At 39.1% G+C, this 21,053-nt stretch carries 18 protein-coding genes and 2 pseudogenes; 14 read left to right on the forward strand and 6 right to left on the reverse strand.

The window, feature by feature from the left end:
- On the forward strand, positions 1–891 hold the full coding sequence (iolE, locus tag AAC147_RS07175; RefSeq protein ID WP_047679857.1) for a myo-inosose-2 dehydratase: 891 nt from the start codon (positions 1–3) through the stop codon (positions 889–891).
- A 35-nt stretch (positions 892–926) separates the two neighbouring features.
- Complete coding sequence (gene iolB / locus AAC147_RS07180; protein WP_047679859.1) at positions 927–1,757, forward strand: 5-deoxy-glucuronate isomerase; 831 nt, start codon at positions 927–929, stop codon at positions 1,755–1,757.
- Between the two features lie 55 nt (positions 1,758–1,812).
- Here the strand turns inward: iolB and AAC147_RS07185 are convergent, their stop codons facing one another.
- Positions 1,813–3,096 (reverse strand): cytosine permease, encoded by a 1,284-nt coding sequence (locus AAC147_RS07185; protein ID WP_156115329.1) that lies wholly within the window; start codon positions 3,094–3,096, stop codon positions 1,813–1,815.
- A gap of 20 nt (positions 3,097–3,116) precedes the next feature.
- Entirely contained in the window at positions 3,117–3,812 is a 696-nt protein-coding gene (locus tag AAC147_RS07190) for a helix-turn-helix transcriptional regulator (RefSeq protein ID WP_047679863.1), read from the reverse strand.
- A 410-nt stretch (positions 3,813–4,222) separates the two neighbouring features.
- Here AAC147_RS07190 and AAC147_RS07195 point away from each other — a divergent pair, with 410 nt between their 5' ends.
- Positions 4,223–4,837: a helix-turn-helix domain-containing protein gene (locus AAC147_RS07195; RefSeq protein ID WP_047679865.1), complete on the forward strand. Its 615-nt coding sequence runs from the start codon at positions 4,223–4,225 to the stop codon at positions 4,835–4,837.
- Positions 4,821–5,678: a queuosine precursor transporter gene (locus AAC147_RS07200; RefSeq protein WP_047679867.1), complete on the forward strand. Its 858-nt coding sequence runs from the start codon at positions 4,821–4,823 to the stop codon at positions 5,676–5,678. Before AAC147_RS07195 ends, AAC147_RS07200 begins: the two co-directional genes overlap by 17 nt.
- Before the next feature lie 627 nt (positions 5,679–6,305).
- Here AAC147_RS07200 and AAC147_RS07205 read toward each other — a convergent pair.
- Positions 6,306–6,842, reverse strand: a complete 537-nt coding sequence (locus AAC147_RS07205) for a TetR/AcrR family transcriptional regulator (protein WP_047679869.1) — start codon at positions 6,840–6,842, stop codon at positions 6,306–6,308.
- A gap of 256 nt (positions 6,843–7,098) precedes the next feature.
- On the opposite strand from AAC147_RS07205, the gene AAC147_RS07210 reads away from it, so the two are divergent.
- Positions 7,099–7,578 (forward strand): nuclear transport factor 2 family protein, encoded by a 480-nt coding sequence (locus AAC147_RS07210; protein WP_047679871.1) that lies wholly within the window; start codon positions 7,099–7,101, stop codon positions 7,576–7,578.
- 207 nt (positions 7,579–7,785) lie between these two features.
- Here AAC147_RS07210 and fghA read toward each other — a convergent pair whose 3' ends face one another.
- Both fghA and AAC147_RS07220 read right to left on the reverse strand, forming a co-directional pair.
- Positions 7,786–8,637, reverse strand: a complete 852-nt coding sequence (gene fghA / locus AAC147_RS07215; protein WP_047679873.1) for an S-formylglutathione hydrolase — start codon at positions 8,635–8,637, stop codon at positions 7,786–7,788.
- 96 nt (positions 8,638–8,733) lie between these two features.
- On the reverse strand, positions 8,734–9,843 hold the full coding sequence (locus AAC147_RS07220; protein ID WP_047679875.1) for an S-(hydroxymethyl)glutathione dehydrogenase/class III alcohol dehydrogenase: 1,110 nt from the start codon (positions 9,841–9,843) through the stop codon (positions 8,734–8,736).
- A 522-nt stretch (positions 9,844–10,365) separates the two neighbouring features.
- On the opposite strand from AAC147_RS07220, the gene AAC147_RS07225 reads away from it, so the two are divergent.
- A complete protein-coding gene (locus AAC147_RS07225) occupies positions 10,366–11,937 on the forward strand; it encodes an AbgT family transporter (protein WP_047679877.1) in 1,572 nt (523 codons plus the stop codon).
- A gap of 235 nt (positions 11,938–12,172) precedes the next feature.
- The gene (locus tag AAC147_RS07230) at positions 12,173–13,447 is read left to right on the forward strand and encodes a DUF1479 domain-containing protein (RefSeq protein ID WP_047679879.1); all 1,275 of its coding nucleotides are present in this window, start codon (positions 12,173–12,175) and stop codon (positions 13,445–13,447) included.
- 40 nt (positions 13,448–13,487) lie between these two features.
- On the opposite strand, the gene AAC147_RS07235 is transcribed toward AAC147_RS07230, so the two are convergent.
- Entirely contained in the window at positions 13,488–13,745 is a 258-nt protein-coding gene (locus tag AAC147_RS07235) for a helix-turn-helix transcriptional regulator (RefSeq protein ID WP_072032491.1), read from the reverse strand.
- Between the two features lie 568 nt (positions 13,746–14,313).
- On the opposite strand from AAC147_RS07235, the pseudogene AAC147_RS07240 reads away from it, so the two are divergent.
- From AAC147_RS07240 to pcaF, 7 genes and pseudogenes are all read left to right on the forward strand, one after another.
- A pseudogene (locus tag AAC147_RS07240) lies at positions 14,314–14,427 on the forward strand (transposase); the annotation flags it as partial.
- Complete coding sequence (locus AAC147_RS07245) at positions 14,420–14,980, forward strand: hypothetical protein (RefSeq protein ID WP_231571346.1); 561 nt, start codon at positions 14,420–14,422, stop codon at positions 14,978–14,980. The pseudogene AAC147_RS07240 and the gene AAC147_RS07245, both read left to right, overlap by 8 nt.
- Positions 14,955–15,176: a hypothetical protein gene (locus AAC147_RS07250; RefSeq protein WP_231571347.1), complete on the forward strand. Its 222-nt coding sequence runs from the start codon at positions 14,955–14,957 to the stop codon at positions 15,174–15,176. Before AAC147_RS07245 ends, AAC147_RS07250 begins: the two co-directional genes overlap by 26 nt.
- Before the next feature lie 79 nt (positions 15,177–15,255).
- A pseudogene (locus AAC147_RS07255) lies at positions 15,256–16,294 on the forward strand (tyrosine-type recombinase/integrase).
- 1,014 nt (positions 16,295–17,308) lie between these two features.
- Positions 17,309–18,454 (forward strand): thioester reductase domain-containing protein, encoded by a 1,146-nt coding sequence (locus AAC147_RS07260; RefSeq protein ID WP_047679881.1) that lies wholly within the window; start codon positions 17,309–17,311, stop codon positions 18,452–18,454.
- Between the two features lie 107 nt (positions 18,455–18,561).
- Positions 18,562–19,728, forward strand: a complete 1,167-nt coding sequence (locus AAC147_RS07265) for an MFS transporter (protein ID WP_047679883.1) — start codon at positions 18,562–18,564, stop codon at positions 19,726–19,728.
- A 31-nt stretch (positions 19,729–19,759) separates the two neighbouring features.
- Complete coding sequence (gene pcaF / locus AAC147_RS07270; protein ID WP_047679885.1) at positions 19,760–20,959, forward strand: 3-oxoadipyl-CoA thiolase; 1,200 nt, start codon at positions 19,760–19,762, stop codon at positions 20,957–20,959.
- The last annotated feature ends 94 nt before the right edge of the window (positions 20,960–21,053 follow it).

The following is a 21,053-nucleotide window of genomic DNA, read 5'->3' on the forward strand; positions in this document are numbered from 1 at the left end:
ATGGTTGTTCAACTTGGCATTAATCCTTTGACATGGACCAATGATGATCTGCCTTCTCTGGGCGCAGAAACCCCGTTGGAAACTTGTTTGGCAGAGGGGCGTCAGGCAGGATTTGCGGGTTTTGAACTTGGTAATAAATTTCCCCGTCATTCACATATATTAGGGCCAATTCTGGCCTCCCATGATTTGCAATTGGTGTCTGGTTGGTATTCAGGGAATTTACTGACGCGCAGTGTTGCAGAAGAAATTATGGCCGTTCAGCCGCATTTAACCTTGTTACGTGAACTGGGTGCAAAGGTGATGGCCTTTGCAGAAGTGACCCATTGCATACATGGTGAACAGGATAAGCCAGTGCATTTAAGGCCTTTTTTCCCGGCAGAATGCTGGCAAGAGTATGGAGAAAAGTTGACAAAATTTGCCCATTATACTCAATCACAAGGTGTTCAGATTGCCTATCACCATCATATGGGCACAGTGATTGAAAGTGCAGAGGACATTGATAATTTGATGAAAAACACGGGTGAGGCAGTGGGACTATTACTGGATACCGGTCATTTAACCTTTACCGGAGATGACCCACTAACCGTAGCAAAACGTTGGAATAAACGAATCAATCACATACATTGCAAAGACATACGTCTGGATGTGCTGAAAGAAGTCAAAAATCGCAAAATGAGTTTCCTAGATGCAGTATTAAGTGGCGTTTTTACTGTACCTGGTGATGGTTGTGTGAATTACACGGACATTTTTAATGTATTAAAAGCCAATGATTATCATGGTTGGCTGGTTGTTGAAGCAGAACAGGATCCGGCTGTTGCTCATCCACTGACGTACGCCACACTGGGGTATAACAATTTGTCACGTTTGGCCAGAGAGGCCGGCTTGATTTAAGACGCTGACATTAAAAATGACCTTGAGGTAAGCACATGTCTAATTTGCTATCAAAGTATCATAAGCCTGATCAGCACAAGCGGACGCAACATATCACACCAGAAATAGCGAACTGGGGATATGTTCATTTTGATGTTTATGAACTGAATGCGGGAGAGTCAATAACATTAGCGGCTTCGGAAAATGAAACTTGTTTAGTATTGATTGCAGGAAAAGCGACTGTGGTTACTGCCCAACAAAGATTCGAGCAGATTGGTGATCGTATGAATCCATTCGAGCGCAAAAAACCTTATGCTGTTTATGTTGAGCCGCATGAAACAATGGAAATTGTCGCTCACACTCATCTTGAACTGGCTGTTTGTCAGGCAAAAAGTAAAGGGAATTATTCCACCCGATTGATTACACCACAGGATATCGGTGCTGAACAACGTGGTAACGGTAACAACCGTCGTTATGTCCATAATATACTGCCAGATCATCAGCCTGCTGATAGTTTATTGGTGGTTGAGGTTTATACTGATGAAGGCTGTACCAGCTCTTACCCTAGCCATAAACATGATACCGATAATGAACCACAGGAAACCTATTTAGAAGAAACTTATTATCACCGATTAAATCCACCACAAGGTTTTTGTTTACAGCGTGTTTATACTGATGATCGCTCACTGGATGAAACGATGGCGGTATATAACAAAGATGTTGTTATGGTGCCGGGAGGATATCACCCGGTAGCGACTATTGCTGGGTATGACAGCTACTACCTGAATGTGATGGCAGGACCAACTCGTAAATGGTTATTTACTTGGGAAACAGACCATCAATGGGTTAATGGTGAAGCTTATGCCGAAAAGCATGCCAGCCGTTAGGGGCAGGGATTCGATTATTGCTCCCAAACAGGGAGCAATACATCAAGAGTTATCATTATGGGAGGCGTTTAACGGTACATTTAATTAACCAATAAATTGCACTTGCCATCAATAATGAATTAATTGTCGGTACTCCCCATTCAATAGTTAATCCAATAACACTACCGACAATACTGGCAAATATTGCTGCCCAGCCGATAGTTGGAGTTTCGTCTGGAAGATTACCTTTCTGCTTACTTTCATCTAATACTTTGCGATAAGAGCGCAAAATATAATAATCAACTAACATTACTCCCAATATTGGTGGGAAAACAACACCAAGTACAGTAAGAAAATCTACAAATCGGTCTAAAATGCCGAGAATGGAAAACAAAGTTCCCAATATTCCAATTATGATCGTTGTTGGAGGATAGTGTAATTTTTTACCGGTGATACCTTCGACAGCATTAATAATTCCCAATGATGAAGAGTACAAGTTCAGATCATTCACTCTTAATGTTGAGCATACGACAACGAATAAACCTGCACCACCTGTGGCTTGTGACATAATGGTAACAACATCAGCCGTATTTAATGCTTTCGCGATTAAAATTGCCAGACCATTAATGACAAATTCACCAGCAATAATTGTCAGCAAAGTGATCCCAAGAACATGTTTTCCTGATTTAGTATAGCGAGTCAGATCCGGAGTCATCAGACTGGCAACAATCGCCCCCCCAACAACTATTGTAATACCTGCACTGATAGACAGAGTTTCATCTGAATGAGGCAGCTTTAAAATTTCATACCAACGTTGGCCTGAATCACCTAATAATACGCTGGTGGAGATATAAGCAACCAGAAGAATAAACATGGGTACAGCAATTCTGGCAGTAAACCGTAATGCCCTAAAACCAAAAGCGACTAATGTCGTTAATAACGTGCCGGATATTGCCGCAGATAAACCAAATCCGAGTTTATTCCCGGAAGCGAAGTTAAGAGATTTAGCAAAAATAGCATTTTGGATACCAAACCAGCCTAATAGACTGACAGCAATAATGAGGCCAATTAATACCGAACCTATTCGACCAAAACCACACCATCGTGCCAGTAGACTGCCAGAGAGCCCCTCTCGCATACCTGCAAAGCCAAGCCCAAAAGTAACAATACCAAAGAGCAGACTGCCGATAAAAATAACAATAAATGCATCTGTCAGTGCCATGGAGTTGCCGAGGACAGCACCAAGCATAAACTGATCTAATGCTGTTAACATGCCCATATGGACGATAGCTACGCTCAGCAGAGATAGACGCTGTTGTTGTGGCATTCGACTTAATGGACAGTGTTCAATTTTGAGCACTATCATCGTTCCTTGATTTTTTAGAGAAAGAGGACACCTTTTTCAATTAGGCGTTCTGGAATATAGCTGTCTAGTTGCAAATCCCGGCAAAATTCTTCAAATTGCTGGAGTGAGTGGACATTAGCTTTCTGATAAATGTTGTATATCCTATTTTCTATTGTTTTAGGACTGACACCGTAAATTTGAGCTATCTCCTTATTTGAACGCCTTTGTAGTATCAAAAAGATAATATCCAGTTCTCCCTTAGTAAAAAGATCTGTTTCGGCCTCTGTTGTCAAGACACTGGGTTTTTGCCGATTAATATACTTTAGAGGGGAGAGACTACTTAGTGGCTTGGCATTCCAAACAATCCCTATACACTCTTTTTCATCGTTATACACAGGAAACTTTTCGCTGATAAAAGGAGCAAGATTATTCTTTCCATACCAATAGTGTGTTTCGATAATGGAAACTCTGTCTTTTGACTCTTCAGTCCTCCGGTCATGTTCTTTCAGATCTTGGGAGAATTGATCTTCAGACCAATGAGCAGGAAATTCACAATCAAGTTTACCTTCTACGTCAAAATTTTTAGGTGTATTGGTGTATAGATAAGCGGCTTTATTCATATAAATATGTCGGGACTCCAAATCCTTAATGCCCCAAGGATCGCTCAGATGTTCCATCATGGCGATCAACCCCTTTAGATAGGGTTCATTATTTTTATAGGTTGAGCTCATTTCTATCTCATATAGTTTACAAATGGTAAATGTAGTTAAGTAAATAGTAACCAATGTATCTATATGTTATTCCTCATTAACCTTTAAGTATGAATAATAACTTTGGGTGAAATTCAGGTGATTTAAGTTAAAAAATATCAACATAAGTCATATTTCCTCTATTTGATATTATTTCATGTTTTTATTGATTGTTTATTTATGATGTAAATCAAAATATAACCTATCGAATTAATATTTTCTATAAAAAACAATTTAGTTGTATGATTAAATAATTAAGTGGAAAAATAAATTGCTACCATTTTTTTTGTTTTATGGCAAGGGTGTTATTCACTCTTTCTAAGTTTAGTAAAACATGTTTATTCTAAAAGTTCATATAAATTAGATGGTTAAATATTTTCCTAGGCATTGCTATGTATAAAAAACAAAAAATGGAATACCTGAGAAAAAATTTACAATATTTACTTGATTCCAGAGGTGAAAGCAGAGTATCACTTTGTGATCGGACCGGGCTTAATCGTACAACTATCTACAATATCTTAGATGGTAGAGTACAAAGTGTTCACTCTTCAACTATCCAGAAAGTATCCAACTTTTTTGGTGTTTCGTATAGTGAAATAGAGACAATTGATATCGCAGAAAAAGAACGTATTGATGCGATTGTTTCTTATGAAGGTAATATGAACCCCAGCGCTGTGCCGTTGTTTAGGCAATCTGAATGTGTTACTGCTAAATTCTTTGAAAGTAAAATTGGCTCCTTAATTGTTGGAAGAGAGCTAACTTATTATTTTGGTTTTGGTCCTAATATCGTCGCCATTTTACTTGAGAATGATTTTTTAGGTAAATATAATGCTGGTGATTTATTAATAGTTAGAAGAGGTCATTATCAGAGCGATAACCCTAAGTTATGTTTCGATCAAAAACGGAAAAAGTTTCATATCAACGAGTTTCATATTGAAAATGCAGAAGATTCGGTAGTGATTGGGGATATAATGGAAGAACGGTTTGGGTATGGGAAAAAAATATAAATTACTGGGATTTAACAGTCAGGATAATACAGCAAATGTATTGATTTCATCAACAGGAAAAGTTTTGAGGATTAATGTAAAGGAGCTAGAAAAGAGTGAAATAGCGGATGATTTTGATAGTCACGAAACAAAATCACTCTATCGGAAGATATATTCCAGCTTTCCAGATTCTCCCTCAATCTATGAAATTGAAGAACGAAATGAAAAGTCTTGGGTTGTTTATTCACTTCTCGCTTTATTACTGACAATTTTCTATACTTTCAGCAATATAGCAGCAGCCAAGCCTGTTTATATCGAATATCTCAATATCATTGTTACTCCGGGTACGTTCATTTACCCATTCTCTTTTTTAGTTATTGACTTACTCAGTGAATTTTATGGGTTCAGGTTAGCAAGAAAAGCAATATATATGTCGCTGGCGTCTAACCTGATCATCGTCTCATTATTGAGTATATCGACGAGCTTACCAGCTATTCCCAATTGGGGTTTGAATGATCAGTACAATGCTCTGATGAATCATATCTTATCAGCGATTTTTGCTTCCTCGTTGTCATTCTTGGTATCTGAACTGGTCAACTCATATGTCTTGTGTAAATTAAAAGACATGACAAATTCCCGGTTTTTAGCACTAAGGGTATTTTTCAGTACTTTTATCGCGTCAATTCTTGATAGTTTTGTTTTCTGTTTTGTTGCGTTCTACGGAAAACTTCCAATAAATCAAATTATTGGGATGATGATTATTCAGATATTAATTAAAATTTTCTTTGCACTATTTAATGTTTTCCCCGCTTACGGTTCGCGTTATTTATTCAATCATTGGGTTGTCAAAGCCGCACATTAATGAGTAGCATGGAGAGTTTTTCTCCATGCTATTTGCCCGATTAAATCCTATCTTATGTTGTATAACATCTTGTAATGTGAATGAAGATAGTTGCTGACTGGTACGCGCTTGAAGCCAGATCGTGACTAGAAGGCTGCTGCAGTTTCCGTATAGTTATACAATAGCTCTTTTCATATTCATATCATCTATGTAAAAAATTTTATCAGATGCATTTGTTTTTTATATTTACGGGGCAATGCAACAGATTTTGAGTTTACTTATTAAAATCAAATGAGTATGAGATTTTTTACTATGTTTTATTTTTTATGTTTCAAATAATGACGTCGATATTGAGTAGAAAAATCAACATTTGAGCTTTTATTTGTTGATTTTACTGTTCGTCTGGTGTATTAATTTGTCTGTAAAAATATAAGTTATAATTAAGATTTTGTCTGAGTATCAGGTAGTGCATCATCACTGCCTTTTATGTAGACAAATATTTTCATTATTTTGAATAGTTAGTTTTGACTCGCCCAACACCAGGGTAATCTTAGAACATTTTTTGTTCTGATATGGTAATCAGTCTCTTAGTCAGCCATGTTGGTTAAGAGACTGAATAACCTCAATTTTATGAACAAATTTCACATCTTAAATCAAGCGGTAAGCCATTGTGCGATAGCGCTCTTCATGACCTGCAACCTCACCGAATTCAGCTCTAACTATCATTCCCTCAATAAATGTTATCAATGCTTCTGCTTTGGATTCCGTATCTTTTGAGACTGTTAAGAAAACTGATAATAGCAGTGACTTTAACCAAGTTTTGTGCTGTTGTGCTTGTTTAACGATAGTTTCATTGTGGCCTTTGAATTCAGCTAAAGCATGCATAAACAGGCAACCTTGAAAATCTTCTGTAGCAAACCATGAAAAATGCCAATTCAGGATGGCATTGAGCTTGTTTTCAGTTCCTTCAGTTGAAGACACAACAATACTGAGTTCTTTCTCAAACCTCTGATGTCGTCTGAATAGGACTCCTTTGATCAGCTTATTTTTGGAACCAAAATAACGGTACATAGAGGTTTTTGATACATTCGCCTGATCTCTTATCAAATCAACACCAACAGCGTTGTAACCAAATTTATTAAATAGAGACTCGGCAATATCCAGGATGTGTTCTTTTTTACTCATAATATTTTCTTATTATTTATTCAATCTAGTTCTATAAAAGTTAGTTTTCAGGATAAATCTAAGGTTGTTTTTACGTGTACAGATCTGTACATTTATTTGTGTGTACAAGATTGTACACATGGTATCATACCTATTGAGCTTTATTGCAGGTTATCAATCTAAAAAGTGGAATAATCCATTTACTGCAGCTGATGTAAAAGAGAGTGATAAATTTATTAATTTCTTTCCATAACATATTAAATATTCTGGAGAAAATATGCCTGAATCCGTTGAAAAAAGAAACCCCATCCCGCCATTTACTGATGAAACTGCAATGCAGAAAGTCCGTATTGCTGAAGATAGTTGGAATACACGTGATGCAGCCAAAGTTGTTCTGGCATATAGCAAAGACACCAAATGGCGAAATAGAACAGAGTTCGTAAATGGCCGGAATGAAGCAGAAGAATTACTCATCCAAAAATGGAGAAAAGAGCAGGATTACCGCTTGATTAAAGAGTTATGGGCAGTGGAGGGAAACAGAATTGCTGTAAGATATGCCTATGAATGGCATGATGGTTCAGGAAATTGGTTTCGTTCATATGGTAACGAGAATTGGGAATTTGATGAAAACGGTATGATGATTAACCGTTTTGCAAGCATTAATGATATCCCTATTAATGAAGCTGAACGTAAGTTCCATTGGCCTTTAGGACGCCGACCAGATAACCATCCTGGGCTCAGTGAATTAGGGCTATAAAAATAGGTGAAAAGATGGATGAAAAACAGTAAATGAAGTTCATGCCATTCTTTTATTGACATTGTTAAGCACGAAAATACTCATATGCTGCCAACGGATTGACAGCATAGTCATGCCTTGATTGAAGAGGAAAGGGGGCAGCTCAAGTTTGAGCTAATACACATAATTAGTAAAAAATAATTGCGATATAGGATTTTATTTTAAAAATTACTGCTTTTTAGCATATTCTTGCATTGCTTTTGCATGATAAGCGATATGTTCGCCAATAAAACTAGCAATAAAATAGTAGCTATGGTCATAATTAGGACGAAAATTTATTGTCACAGGGTAACTTGTTTCATCACAAATATCCTGCAATAAATGGGTACATAATTGGTTATCCAGAAACTCATCATCAGTTCCTTGATCAATCAAAATTGAAAGTTGTTCTGTTGCTTTTGCATTTTTGATCAATTCTACTGTGTCATACTGTTTCCAGAGCGACCTGTCTTCTCCAAGATAGTTGGAAAAAGCCTTTTCCCCCCAAGGAATCTGACTTGGTGCAACAATAGGAGAAAACGCTGATACACTGCAATAACGTTGCGGATTTCTCAGCGCAATGACCATCGCGCCATGTCCACCCATAGAGTGCCCACTGATTGCCCGCACACCAGTGACAGCAAAGTATGTTTCAACCAATTCAGGCAACTCAGAAACCACATAATCGTACATACGGTAGTGTGGTTCCCAGGGTTGTTGTAATGCGTTGAGATAAAACCCTGCTCCTTTTCCAAGATCATAAGAAGGGGCATCAGCGATATCATTCCCCCGAGGGCTGGTATCCGGAGCGACAATAACAACACCATGTTCAGTTGCGTAGCGTTGGGCTCCGGCTTTTGTAATGAAATTCTGCTCAGTACAGGTTAAGCCAGAGAGCCAGTACAATACAGGTAATTTCTTTTCTTTAATCTGAGGTGGTAGAAAAATTGAAAATTTCATCTGACAATTCAGTGAATTAGATCTATGTTGATAGACCTCTTGCCATCCGCCAAAACAGGCACGATGTTCAATTCTTTCCATGGTTTTTCTCTCTAAGATTGTAGGTTCAGGTTCTTCAACTATATGGTTTATATCTTATGGAGTTTATATTTGGCTGTTCCTGTAATAGTCGTTCAATTAATAATGAATCACTGTCCGAATAGATTTGCCTTCGTACATCAGATCAAAGGCCTCATTAATGTTTTCTAATGGCATTTTATGGGTTACGAAAGGTTCAAGTTCAATTTTCCCTTTTATCGCATCTTCCACCATTCCCGGTAACTGACTACGCCCTTTAACTCCGCCGAAAGCCGTTCCTTTCCATGTTCGCCCGGTAACAAGCTGGAATGGACGAGTAGAAATTTCCTGTCCGGCACCAGCAACACCGATAATGACTGATTGTCCCCAACCACGATGTGCACTTTCGAGGGCTGCACGCATCACATTGACGTTACCAATACATTCGAAAGAGTGGTCAACTCCCCATTTTGTCATATCCAGAATAACCTGTTGAATCGGTTTGTCGTGATCATTGGGGTTAATGCAGTCAGTGGCACCGAATTGTTTGGCTAGCTCAAACTTATCTGGATTGGTATCAATAGCAATAATACGTCCGGCCTTAGCCTGACGAGCTCCCTGGATCACGGCAAGCCCAATTCCACCCAGACCGAAAACTGCTACAGAGTCCCCCGGTTGAACTTTGGCAGTATTATGCACAGCTCCGATACCCGTCGTGACGCCACAGCCTAATAAGCAAACATGTTCATGATTGGCTTCCGAATTGATTTTTGCCAGAGAGACTTCAGCAACTACTGTGTATTCACTGAATGTAGAACATCCCATGTAGTGATAAACAGGTTGTCCATTGTAAGAAAAACGAGTTGTACCGTCGGGCATTAAGCCTTTTCCTTGTGTATCGCGAACGGCAATACACAGGTTCGTTTTACCGGATTGACAAAATTCACATTTGCCACATTCAGCCGTATATAACGGTATGACATGATCACCGGGCTTTACGCTGGTTACACCTTCACCGATCTCAATCACTACACCAGCTCCTTCATGCCCGAGAACAACAGGAAATCTCCCTTCAGGGTCATCTCCTGAAAGCGTGAAAGCATCAGTATGGCAAACACCTGTGTGGCTGATTTTTATCATGACTTCACCGGCTTTCGGTGGTGCTACGTCAATTTCAACAAGTTCGAGAGGTCTGCTTGGGCCAAAAGCAACGGCGGCGCGCGATTTCATAGAATTCCTCTTTTTTTGACATAAAAAGTGAATGTAAATTGTCCGGCACATGACGAACATGGAAAGAACACGTATTCACGCATTATAGTTGTATCGTAGATTTGATCATCAATTGATTGTACTTAAGGTAACGGTGATCGGTATAACTTAGTCCAGAAAATAACAGGTGAAGATACAGACTATAATCAGAGGCAGTGATTATATTGTCACGAATATCCAGATAATAAATAAGATAGGTAATATGTATAAAAATAATAGCAGAATAATAAATTATGATTCTTGTATTCACATAAAAAATGCCACATAGCACGAATTTTTAAAATATATTATTACTCTTACCTTTAATGATTTTCCCATAGAAAAATTAAAATCAATAACATCAACTTTTTGATAAAAAAAGAAAAACATAAAAAAAAGAATAAAAAACTGCCTCATAATCCAGCTATTATCTCATTATTTACGATATGGTAAAAACTCAAAACATTATGTAACTTCCGTTGCTCTGTATCAGAAGGAGAAACTATGTTAACTAGAAAACAAAACGGAAGTCGCTTTCTGCGAACAATTGAATGGTTGGGAAACGCTTTACCTCATCCTGTTATTCTTTTTATGATCCTGATCGCTGTTTTATTGGTCTCTTCAGCAATCGGACAATATTTTGACATTACAGCTATTGACCCCCGCCCAGAAGGAGCAAAAGGTCGGGCTGAAGATGGAGTGATCCATATCGTCAGCCTGCTTGATGCAGATGGAATTCGTAAAATCCTCTCTAACTTAGTGACAAACTTTACCGGTTTTGCACCATTAGGAACAGTTCTGGTTGCTCTGCTTGGCGTCGGCATTGCAGAGCGTTCAGGGTTATTATCTGCGTTAATGCGTCTGGTCGTCATGAAGGCTCCCAGAAAATTAACGACATTGGCAATTGTATTCGCCGGTATTATGTCAAATACTGCCGCAGAATTAGGTTATGTAGTACTTATTCCATTGGCTGCCATTATCTTCCATTCTCTCGGTCGTCATCCACTTGCAGGACTGGCGGCAGCATTTGCCGGGGTATCTGGTGGTTATTCAGCCAATTTATTATTGGGTACTATCGACCCTCTGCTTTCCGGGATCACTCAACAAGCAGCACAACTCATTGACCCATCCTATATTGTTGGTGCTGAAGCTAACTGGTATTTCATGTTTGCCAGTACTTTTCTGATTTCCATTCTTGGCTACTATGTGACTGAAAAAATTGTTGAGCCACAATTAGGTCCATATACAAATAGTACGCTGGATGAAGATGAAAATACGTTAATAAACTCCGCCGCATTAACCGCTCTGGAAAAGAAAGCTCTTATAGCAGCCTCAATAACGTTTGCTGTACTTGGTGTGATTTTGGCACTGAGTGTTGTACCAGAAAACAGCATCTTACGTAATCAGGAAACCGGATTAGTCAGCAATTCTCCATTCCTGAAATCTATCGTAGTTTTTATTTTCCTCTTTTTTTCTATACCGGGCATTGTCTACGGTTATGTCACCAAGTCAATGAAATCCAACAACGATGTGGTCGATGCTATGGCACAGTCCATGAGCAATTTGGGCTTATATCTGGTTATTATTTTCTTTGCCTCTCAATTTGTCGCTTTCTTTGGCTGGACTAATATCGGTCAAATTATTGCCGTAAAAGGGGCGAATTTCCTGAATGAAATTAATCTGCACGGCGGTCTGTTATTTATCGGGTTTATCCTGATTTGTGCTTTTATCAATTTGATGATTGGATCAGCGTCTGCACAATGGGCGGTTACTGCACCAATATTTGTCCCCATGCTGATGTTGGCAGGTTATGCTCCGGAGACTATTCAGGCAGCTTATCGTATCGGTGATTCTGTAACCAATATCATCACTCCAATGATGACCTACTTCGGGCTGATTATGGCGATAACGGTGAAATACAAAAGGGATGCCGGTATCGGTACTATGATTTCTATGATGTTGCCTTACTCCCTGGTATTTATGGTAGGTTGGTCACTGTTCTTCTATGTTTGGGTCTTTGTTTTTGGTTTACCTGTCGGCCCCGGTTCACCAATTTACTATAATCCTGTCGGTTAATGGTCTGTAAGTTAGACGAAATGCTTGCCCTATACATTGACAGAGCAAGCATTTTATTCTGGTTTTTATGTTTAAAATCAAAATATTACTTCAATGATATTAATTAAAAACAATTTTTGTTTTTAATTTAGAGGTATTTTTCCACAAATTGACTAAAACTTTGTTGATATATTATAAATCGGAGGTAGATTAATTTCTGTCCAAATATAAAACCCATTCATAAACAGAGATTACTATGGATACTTCTTTTACCAGCACCAGCTTTCCTGATGATTACCGCAAAAGAATTCGCCAGATGAAACAAATTCTGCGTGAGCAAATCGGAGATGTTGAAACTCTCTTCTCCCAAGTATGTGACAAAATAGAAAAAGAATTAACCGCAGCCAAAGAAGATGAAAAAAACATGGGTAACGTCTGGCCTGAGATACATTGGCGTGATGCGGCAGAAGGCAGAGTAACAGAGGAAATCATACAAAAAATTAAGCGCCGTGGCTGCTTGGTCGTCAGGCAAAATTTCCCACAGGATCAGGCAATCGCATGGGATCAGTCCATGCTTGATTACCTCAATATCAATAAATTTGAACGCTTCTATCAGGGACCAAAGGATAATTATTTTGGCAGTCTTAAAGCATCCCGGCCGGAAATTTATCCCATTTACTGGTCTCATGCACAAATGCAAGCCAGACAAAGCGAAGAAATTGCGCTGGTACAGTCTTTTCTGAATCACTTATGGAAATTTGAATCGGATGGAGTGAAATGGTTTGATCCTGACGTCAGCATGATTTACCCCGATCGTATTCGCCGCAGACCACCGGGTACGACATCTAAGGGTCTGGGGGCTCACACAGATTCTGGGGCTTTGGAACGCTGGTTACAACCAGATTATCAAAACGTGTTCAGAAAAATCTTTACTAACCAGTTTACAGAATACGATCCTTGGGATGCTGCCTATCGTCCTGATGTACATGAATTCAATAGCACAACGAGATGTTCTGTTTTTAGAACATTTCAGGGCTGGACTGCGCTGTCTGATATGTTGATTGGTCAGGGACTTCTGCATGTTGTGCCCGTTCCTGAAGCAATAGCCTATATTCTGTTACGCCCACTACTGAATGATGTGCCCGAAGATGAACTATGTGGTGTAGTTCCCGGCAAAGCACTTCCTATATCAGAGCAATGGCACCCTCACCTTGTTCGTGGGTTATGCAGTATCCCGGCTTTGCAGGCTGGTGATTCTGTCTGGTGGCACTGTGATCTTATCCACTCAGTTGCTCCTGTAGAAAATCAACAAGGCTGGGGAAATGTAATGTATATTCCCGCTGCACCATTGTGTAATAGAAATCTGGCCTATGCCCGTCAAGTGACTGAAGCCCTTGAACATGGCGCTTCTCCACCAGACTTTGCTCCGGAACATTATGAAAAGAATTGGAAAAACCGTTTCACCATCGCTAAGTTAAATGCAATTGGCTTACGGGGACTTGGGTTAGGAAATCGGAATATTGAGACATAGATTTCAATTATCAATCATGAAATTATCAGGCATGAAATTATCAGGTATGGAACGCCTTTGCTTTTACCAGATTACGGTAGACTATCGGAGTCAGCGCAAAATGTTGTTCAAACAACTTACTGAAATAGTGGGGATCCCTGAATCCTACTAACTGTGCGACATGCAATAAATTCAGGTTATTATCTTTCAATAACTGCTTTGCTGTTAATAAACGATAATTAAGCATATATTTATGGGGAGAAACTCCGACTTGTGCTCTGAAATTACGGGCCAAAGTACTTTCTGATACCCCCAACATAACTGGCAATGTCTTTAATGGTGATATGCAATGTTATATTCTGCTTAATATAACTTTGGGCTATTGAGACCACTTCATCAAATTGTGTGCTACCTCCCACTTGAAAAAATGGTTCTGATTGGAAGTCGGACACTTCATGCATAAAATGTTTCTCAATAACTTTAGCGATAGGTGGCCCAAAAAACTGAGAGATAAGGTAAACCAATAGCTCCATTTGTGAATTAATACTTCTTACACAGTAAATATTGTCATTATAGGTAATACTTGCCTTGTATCAGGTTCCTGTTCGTCAGGTCATGGTTTTGCTACACGCTTCCTCCAGACCCCACCTCGCGGTAACGCCCTTGCGTTTCGCTAGTCCTTCGCCACCATCAGGCTGGACAGGGGACTCTCACCCCCAAGCTGTCGGACATGCCCGGCACACATGAAATCTATGGCCACCCTCGTTTTTGCAACACTAATTTTTGATGAAGTTTGGGTTTGCTTAAATCTATCCGGCGTCACGGTGGGCATGAATGCCCGCGCCTCAATGAATTCCGCACCTGATGAACCTAATACTACAGTCGTATTTATCAAAAAGGGCACCCATTCTGCCGGCGTCCAACGCCAATATAGCGGCACCGCCGGGCGGGTCGAAAACAGTCAGATAGGCGTCTTCCGGTGTTATGCCGGTCATGGCGGTCATGGCGGTCATGGCGGTCATGCTTTTATTTTACCACCTGTGCCGTGCGGTTAGCGAAGGGACATTTGTTGCCGCCGGGTGTGGCGCCGGAAACGCAGGCAGCACAGGGGGTCTTATGGCAAGCAGTGGTGTTTTGGGCGGCGTTGTTTTACCACCTGCCGTTGTTGCGGCAGCTCGAATGGGAACTGGAAGACGGGCGTGTCTGACAACCGGGCATCGGTATCCCCGACAAACCGTTTCGTTTCCGTTTTCGCGCACCGGAGAATATACCATCGGCTCCACAGGAAGTGTGGCTGGCTGCCTGTCTGTTACCGGAAAAAGCCATGATGTGGCTGGTGACGGTACCGGAGGTCTGGCACTGTCTGATGCAGCATCTCAACGGACGTCCCTCCACCGTCCCGTTGATAGACACATTGCTTCAAAAGGCCGCCGGACAGGTTCATTCTCCTTTATGGATAAAACAGGAAGTTTCTCAGTCTTCGGCGAAGGAGGAAGCTTTCTCTGCCGAAGGCTACCCGGTACCGGAAATGGCATCCACGCCTTTTGTCAGTGAAATCACAATACCTCTGCCATCTGTGTCTGACGATACCCTGACTTTATTAGCCTTATTTCAGTCACCGGATGCATCCTCGCCGCAAAATCAGGGAAAAAGTCACCACGCCGACTCGAAACTGACCAAACGGCCGGGACGGGAGAAAGAAAGTATTGCCCCTGACAGTCACCTGTATTCATCATTTAAAGATAAATAATTTAAAGGGTTATTTATATTTTATTGCCGCGAATTGTTTTTGGACAGGAAACGGCAGGATGAGCCGAGGAAAAAATAATATGTTGCACACCGTAGACACCCTCAGTTGGGACGAATTATTAGAAGAGTACTTTTTTTCACATATCCTGAGACCGGATACCGAATGGAGTTATCGCAAGGTCACACGGGGTTTTATCCGGTTTATGGGAGAAGCCGCATCACTGGCACAGGTTATTCACCGGGATATGCTGCGGTGGCGGCGCGACCTTCTGGTGGAAAAAAAAACAGTCGAGCCATACCTGGAATAATAAGGTGGCTCACCTGCGGGCGATCTTTAATTTCGGCATGGAGCAAAAACTGCTGCCCCACACCGAAAACCCGTTTAACAATGCGGTGGTTAAAAAAGAGAAGAAAAAGAAGAAGATTTTGAGCAAATCGCAGATAACCCGCATTAATTTGTTGATGGGCAAGTTTGCTGAGGAAGAAAGCATCGAGATGCCCCCACGGGGAGGGCGTTGTGCCCTGTATCCGACCTGGTATTGGTCAACGGTGCTGGCGACATTGCGTTTTACAGGAATGCGTCAGAACCAGTTACTGCACCTGCGATTGCGGGATATCAATCTGGACAGCAATTATATTGAACTGAGGCTGGAAGGCAGTAAAAACCACTGTGAATGGGAAATACCGATTATTCCGCCGCTTAAACGCCGGCTGACAAGATTAGTGGACAGGGCAATCGCTGTCGGTGCGAAAGCCCACGATCCGATTTTCGATCTCAGTCGGTTGAGTGTCCCACACCCAAGCCGGCTTTCCCGTTACCAATACGATATCAACCGGGAAAAACAACAGTTCCGTTCTTTCTTTCGTCGGCTGTCCAAAGAGTGTGATTTTGCGGTCTCGCCTCACCGTTTTCGTCATACGTTGGCCACGACCCTGATGAAATCGCCGGATCGTAATCTACCGCTGGTGAAACGATTACTGGGACACCGTAATGTGGCAACCACGATGGAATACATTGATCTTGATATGGAAGGGACGGGTAAAGCGCTGGAGCGGGAACTGGGGTTGTATACTGATTTTGTTGATGAGTATCCGATGAGAATGAATAAAACGGCGTAAAAAAGACAGGGCAGGTCTCAGACGGGATTGAGGTGGAGGTGTGAGTGAACTGCCCTGCATCAATAGCGATGCGATGAAAAAAATGGCTAATTTCGATCCCCTGTCCCGTAAAGTTTTTCCCTTACTTGGCATCAGAATCAATTAATGAAATCATTACCTTAAACGAGAAAAGGGTAACTGTTAAAATAGCTACCCTGTTATCTTGTCTTAAATGTTCTTTTCAACTAAACAGTACAAATTGAACTGATTAGGATTTAACATTTAATTAACGATTGATTCTTTTTTGCGTTTTTGTCAGGAAATTTAACAACCTGGGACAAACCCGTATGGAAACTTGGTGCCGGAGGCGGAATCGAAAAACATTGTAACTTGTTGAATTTATAAAGTCTATTATCTCTAATTTCGTTCGCCACCCATTAGGTGATCCTTGTAGGCGATAGGATCTTTTTAGCTACAAGTTAACACATTATCTATTAGGTCGAGTAGAGTCAAATTTTTTTATGATAAAATCACGGGTTAGCAGGGCGTCTGAAAGTATTACTTCTGAAACTAACTGCCCTTTTGAGTAGTTGAGATTGCCATGCTAATCCAAGATATATTCTTATTTGAACAATAAGTTTCATAGATAATAAAAATGAAACTTGAAAGATAGTAAATAGATGCTAAATTATATTTATATCAGGTTGTAGATATAATTTTAAATTGATATTTCACAGTCAGAGTATGCTTACCATATTAAATCATCTTCCATTGAAGAAAGACTACTTTTGGTTTATCTGTAGTACATGAAGATTATTTATACTTATTATATTTTCAATCCATTTTAATAAATCCTATAAATAGTCACCATTCGATGACTTTATTATTGAAAGTATAACAAAAATATAACATAAAAATACCTAAAAAGATGTATTATTATTTTCTGATAATGCTAAATATGATTTATTATTTAGCATAATAAAAACACTTCAATCCTAATTTAAACATACGAAACATATAACCAAGGTGATTAACATGGGAAAAGTAAAACCTAATGTTTTATTAACTGGTGCTACAGGTTTTGTTGGTGTACACCTTTTGGATGTTTTGTTGCAAAATAAAGATATAGGGGACATTTATTTATTATGCAGAAACATTGATCAGGAAAATAAAACGCATCGTATAGAGGAGGCATATAAGAAATTTTCTCTAGATGGTATTCATCGGCTAAAATTAGCTAAAAACGTCAAGATTATTGAAGGGGATATTACCTTACCTAGGAGTGGTATTAATAATTCAGATTATAAAGAATTATGTAGTGAAGTAGATGTTATCTACCATATTGCGGCACGAGTAAATCATATACGTCCATATGAAGTATTGAAAGCTCCTAATGTTGATAGCTTAAATGACATGATTAATATTGCTAACACTGGTAAGATGAAAGTTATCAATTTTGTTTCTACACTTGGATCTGCATCTAGAATTGATGAATATGGTTATTATGTTGAAGATTTTCCAGGGAGTACAATTCTGAATTCAGATATGGGATATTTAATTTCAAAATGGGAAGCTGAACGCCTGTTGGGAAAATTCACAGAAATAGGTGGGAAAGCTAATTTATTTCGTTTGGGATATATTTCAGGTCATAGTAAAACGGGTGCAGCTATTTTTGCAGACAACCAATTTATGCTTTTCATTAAAAGCTGTATTCAACTAGGTTATGCTCCCATTTTACCACGTATTATTAATTTTACGCCTATCGACTATACCGTTTCTATTATGGCATTACCTAAATATATGACTGAAACTGGTAATGTGCTTAATTTATTTAATTACAATGGGTTAATTAGCTGGGAAGATATTATTACTTGGCTAAACAATCGCGGATTTAGTCTAAAATTATTAAATTTCTATAAATGGCAAAAAAAATTATTAGACAGTGGTGAAAACAATTCTCTTTATCGCTTCTTGCCACTATATGGTGTAGACGGTTCTCATGATAAAATACTACGTTTTGGACGGGAAATAGATAAATTTCATTATGAAAAAACAAAAGAAGCCACGAGTTTGATAGATTATAAATTACCAAATCTTCGTTATGATTTACTTGATACTTATTTGAAGTATTTACAAAAGGAAGATTTTTTACCTGTACCTATGCTAAATACTTTTTCATAATAGTGAAATATTAAGGTTAATAGGGGTAGGTTTCTTTTCTGTGAGGAATGAAGCTACCCTTATATCATTTTTATGGTCTATTTATAATAACTGGAATTAATCACATTATGAAAAAAAGTCATTATCTTGCATTATCCTTCCTATGCGCATTATCTGTAGCAAATATCTATTATAATCAACCTTTACTTGGTTTATTTGCAAAAGATTTTAGTATTGAAGAGGAAAAAGCTGGTTCAATTGCTATGGTTGTTCAATTAGCATATGCAGCAGGTCTTGTCCTTTTTGTACCGCTTGGTGATCGAATGGTACGACGGAAACTGTTGTACATTCTTTTAAGTATTAATGCGCTATCCTCACTATTAGCATCTCAATCACAAAATGTTGAACAGCTACTACTGATTAATATTTTAATAGGTATGACATCTGTTAGTGCCCAAATTGTTATTCCAATGGTTTCATTGATTGCACCTGAAGAACAGCGAGGAAAAGCTGTAGGGATTGTTGTGTCAGGTCTTATGACTGGTGTTTTATTCGGTAGATTTTTATCCGGATTTGTAGGTGAGTATCTTGGTTGGCGAAGTATGTATGTTATAGCAATGAGTTTAGATGTTATCTTGATTGTAATACTTCCAAAATTATTACCTATTAATAAACCTTCCAAACAAGTTATTCCATATTTCACCTTGCTTAAATCTTTATTGAAATATTTTGTATCAGAACGTAAGTTAAGAATTGCTTGTTTTTCTGGCGCCTTAATGTTTGGTGCTTTTAGTGCATTGTGGGGGGGGTTATCCTTTTTAATGGCACAACCACCTTATCATTATGGAAGTGATATCGTAGGAAGTTTGGGATTAACAGGTATTGCTGGTATTCTTGCTACATCTTTAATAGGGAAATTAGCGGATATATACTCTCCAAAGTTTGTTGTTTTACTCGGCGTGATCTTTGCAATGTTAGGATTTTTGTCTTTATTCTTTGCACCATATTATATATTAGTAATAATTTTAGGAATTATGTTTCTAGATCTTGCAGGAAGAACAGCTTTGGTAGGAAATCAACTTAGAGCATTATCTTTATCTGAAACTTCGCGTAGTCGCTTAAACACCGTATTTATGTGTTCTTATTTTATTGGTGGCGCTATTGGAACGCGTATTGGTTCTGAGGTTAGTGTGAATTATGGATGGTTTGGAATATCAGTTTTGGGATTAATACTAGCCAGCTTAGTTGCATTAATTAATATTTTTAAAGATAAACAAACACAGTCAGAAAGTTAACTCAAATGCACATAAAATAGGGGAATTCTCTATGGATGTTTATATTTGTGATGGAATCCGTACACCATTTGGGCGTTATGGTGGAAGCCTTTCATCAATGCGTCCTGATGATATGGCTGCGTTGATAATCAAGGAACTACTTAAACGCAACAAAGAAATAGATCCAACAAATATTGATGATGTTATTTTTGGGTGTGCGAACCAAGCAGGAGAAGATAATCGTAATATTGCGCGTATGGCTACATTACTTGCCAATCTCCCGCCAACAGTACCCAGTACAACGATTAATCGTTTGTGCGGTTCAAGCCTTGATGCCGTATCTATGGGTTTTCGTTCAATAAAATCAGGTGAAGCAGATTTGATCATTACAGGGGGCGTGGAAAGTATGAGTAGAGCGCCTTATGTTATGGGAAAAGCGGAATCTATATTTTCTCGTAATCTGAAAATTGAAGATACAACAATGGGATGGCGGTTCATCAACTCTGCTATGCGAAAACTTTATGGTGTTGAAACAATGCCTGAAACTGCTGAGAATCTTGCAAAAGAGTGTGGTATCTCTCGCGAGGAACAAGACTTTTTTGCCTTACACAGTCAGAACAAAGTTGCCAAAGCTTATGAACAAAACCTGTTTAATGATGAGCTAATAGCTGTTCATATTTCACAAAAGAAAGGTGAAGACATCGTTTTTTCCCGTGATGAACATCCTCGTGAAACAAATTTAGAATCACTTAGTAAATTAAAAAGTATAGTTACTGATAGTGGAACAGTCACTGCTGGTAATTCTTCTGGTATTAATGATGGGGCGAGTGTTGTGCTCTTAAGTAACGAAGATGCAAGCATTAGAAATAAGTTGTCACCTAAAGCTCGTATACTTTCTTCAGCTGTTGCAGGTGTAGAGCCAAGAATAATGGGAATAGGCCCTGTCCCTGCTATTAATAAAGCTCTAAAGCTAGCTAATCTTACACTTGATCAAATTGATATTATTGAATTGAACGAGGCTTTTGCTGCTCAGTGTTTGTCTGTCATGAAAGCTCTCAATATAGATATGAATGATGAGCGTGTTAACAGGTACGGAGGGGCAATTGCTTTAGGACATCCTTTAGGTGCCAGTGGTACCAGACTTATTGCCACTGCTTACCATCAACTGATAAGAACAAAAAAACGTTATGCCGTTTGTTCAATGTGTATCGGTGTAGGGCAAGGTATTGCAGTGGTTATTGAACGAATTTAAATTAGTGGAAATGCGACAGATATAAAACTGCACTGACGCGCTGCGCTTGTCTTCTCCGGGTCATGCTCCCAATAATTAGATATAGTGATAAACA

Source organism: Xenorhabdus sp. NBAII XenSa04, assembly GCF_963866145.1.
Lineage (GTDB): Bacteria > Pseudomonadota > Gammaproteobacteria > Enterobacterales > Enterobacteriaceae > Xenorhabdus > Xenorhabdus indica.

What these genes read in the sequence shown, in the direction of transcription:
- iolE (WP_047679857.1), top strand. Translation starts at nt 1, where the DNA reads ATGGTTGTTCAACTTGGCATTAATCCTTTGACATGGACCAATGATGAT.
- iolB (WP_047679859.1), top strand. Translation starts at nt 927, where the DNA reads ATGTCTAATTTGCTATCAAAGTATCATAAGCCTGATCAGCACAAGCGG.
- AAC147_RS07190 (WP_047679863.1), bottom strand. Translation starts at nt 3,812, where the DNA reads ATGAGCTCAACCTATAAAAATAATGAACCCTATCTAAAGGGGTTGATC.
- AAC147_RS07195 (WP_047679865.1), top strand. Translation starts at nt 4,223, where the DNA reads ATGTATAAAAAACAAAAAATGGAATACCTGAGAAAAAATTTACAATAT.
- AAC147_RS07200 (WP_047679867.1), top strand. Translation starts at nt 4,821, where the DNA reads ATGGGAAAAAAATATAAATTACTGGGATTTAACAGTCAGGATAATACA.
- AAC147_RS07205 (WP_047679869.1), bottom strand. Translation starts at nt 6,842, where the DNA reads ATGAGTAAAAAAGAACACATCCTGGATATTGCCGAGTCTCTATTTAAT.
- AAC147_RS07210 (WP_047679871.1), top strand. Translation starts at nt 7,099, where the DNA reads ATGCCTGAATCCGTTGAAAAAAGAAACCCCATCCCGCCATTTACTGAT.
- fghA (WP_047679873.1), bottom strand. Translation starts at nt 8,637, where the DNA reads ATGGAAAGAATTGAACATCGTGCCTGTTTTGGCGGATGGCAAGAGGTC.
- AAC147_RS07220 (WP_047679875.1), bottom strand. Translation starts at nt 9,843, where the DNA reads ATGAAATCGCGCGCCGCCGTTGCTTTTGGCCCAAGCAGACCTCTCGAA.
- AAC147_RS07225 (WP_047679877.1), top strand. Translation starts at nt 10,366, where the DNA reads ATGTTAACTAGAAAACAAAACGGAAGTCGCTTTCTGCGAACAATTGAA.
- AAC147_RS07230 (WP_047679879.1), top strand. Translation starts at nt 12,173, where the DNA reads ATGGATACTTCTTTTACCAGCACCAGCTTTCCTGATGATTACCGCAAA.
- AAC147_RS07235 (WP_072032491.1), bottom strand. Translation starts at nt 13,745, where the DNA reads ATGTTGGGGGTATCAGAAAGTACTTTGGCCCGTAATTTCAGAGCACAA.
- AAC147_RS07245 (WP_231571346.1), top strand. Translation starts at nt 14,420, where the DNA reads ATGGCGGTCATGGCGGTCATGGCGGTCATGCTTTTATTTTACCACCTG.
- AAC147_RS07250 (WP_231571347.1), top strand. Translation starts at nt 14,955, where the DNA reads ATGGCATCCACGCCTTTTGTCAGTGAAATCACAATACCTCTGCCATCT.
- AAC147_RS07260 (WP_047679881.1), top strand. Translation starts at nt 17,309, where the DNA reads ATGGGAAAAGTAAAACCTAATGTTTTATTAACTGGTGCTACAGGTTTT.
- AAC147_RS07265 (WP_047679883.1), top strand. Translation starts at nt 18,562, where the DNA reads ATGAAAAAAAGTCATTATCTTGCATTATCCTTCCTATGCGCATTATCT.
- pcaF (WP_047679885.1), top strand. Translation starts at nt 19,760, where the DNA reads ATGGATGTTTATATTTGTGATGGAATCCGTACACCATTTGGGCGTTAT.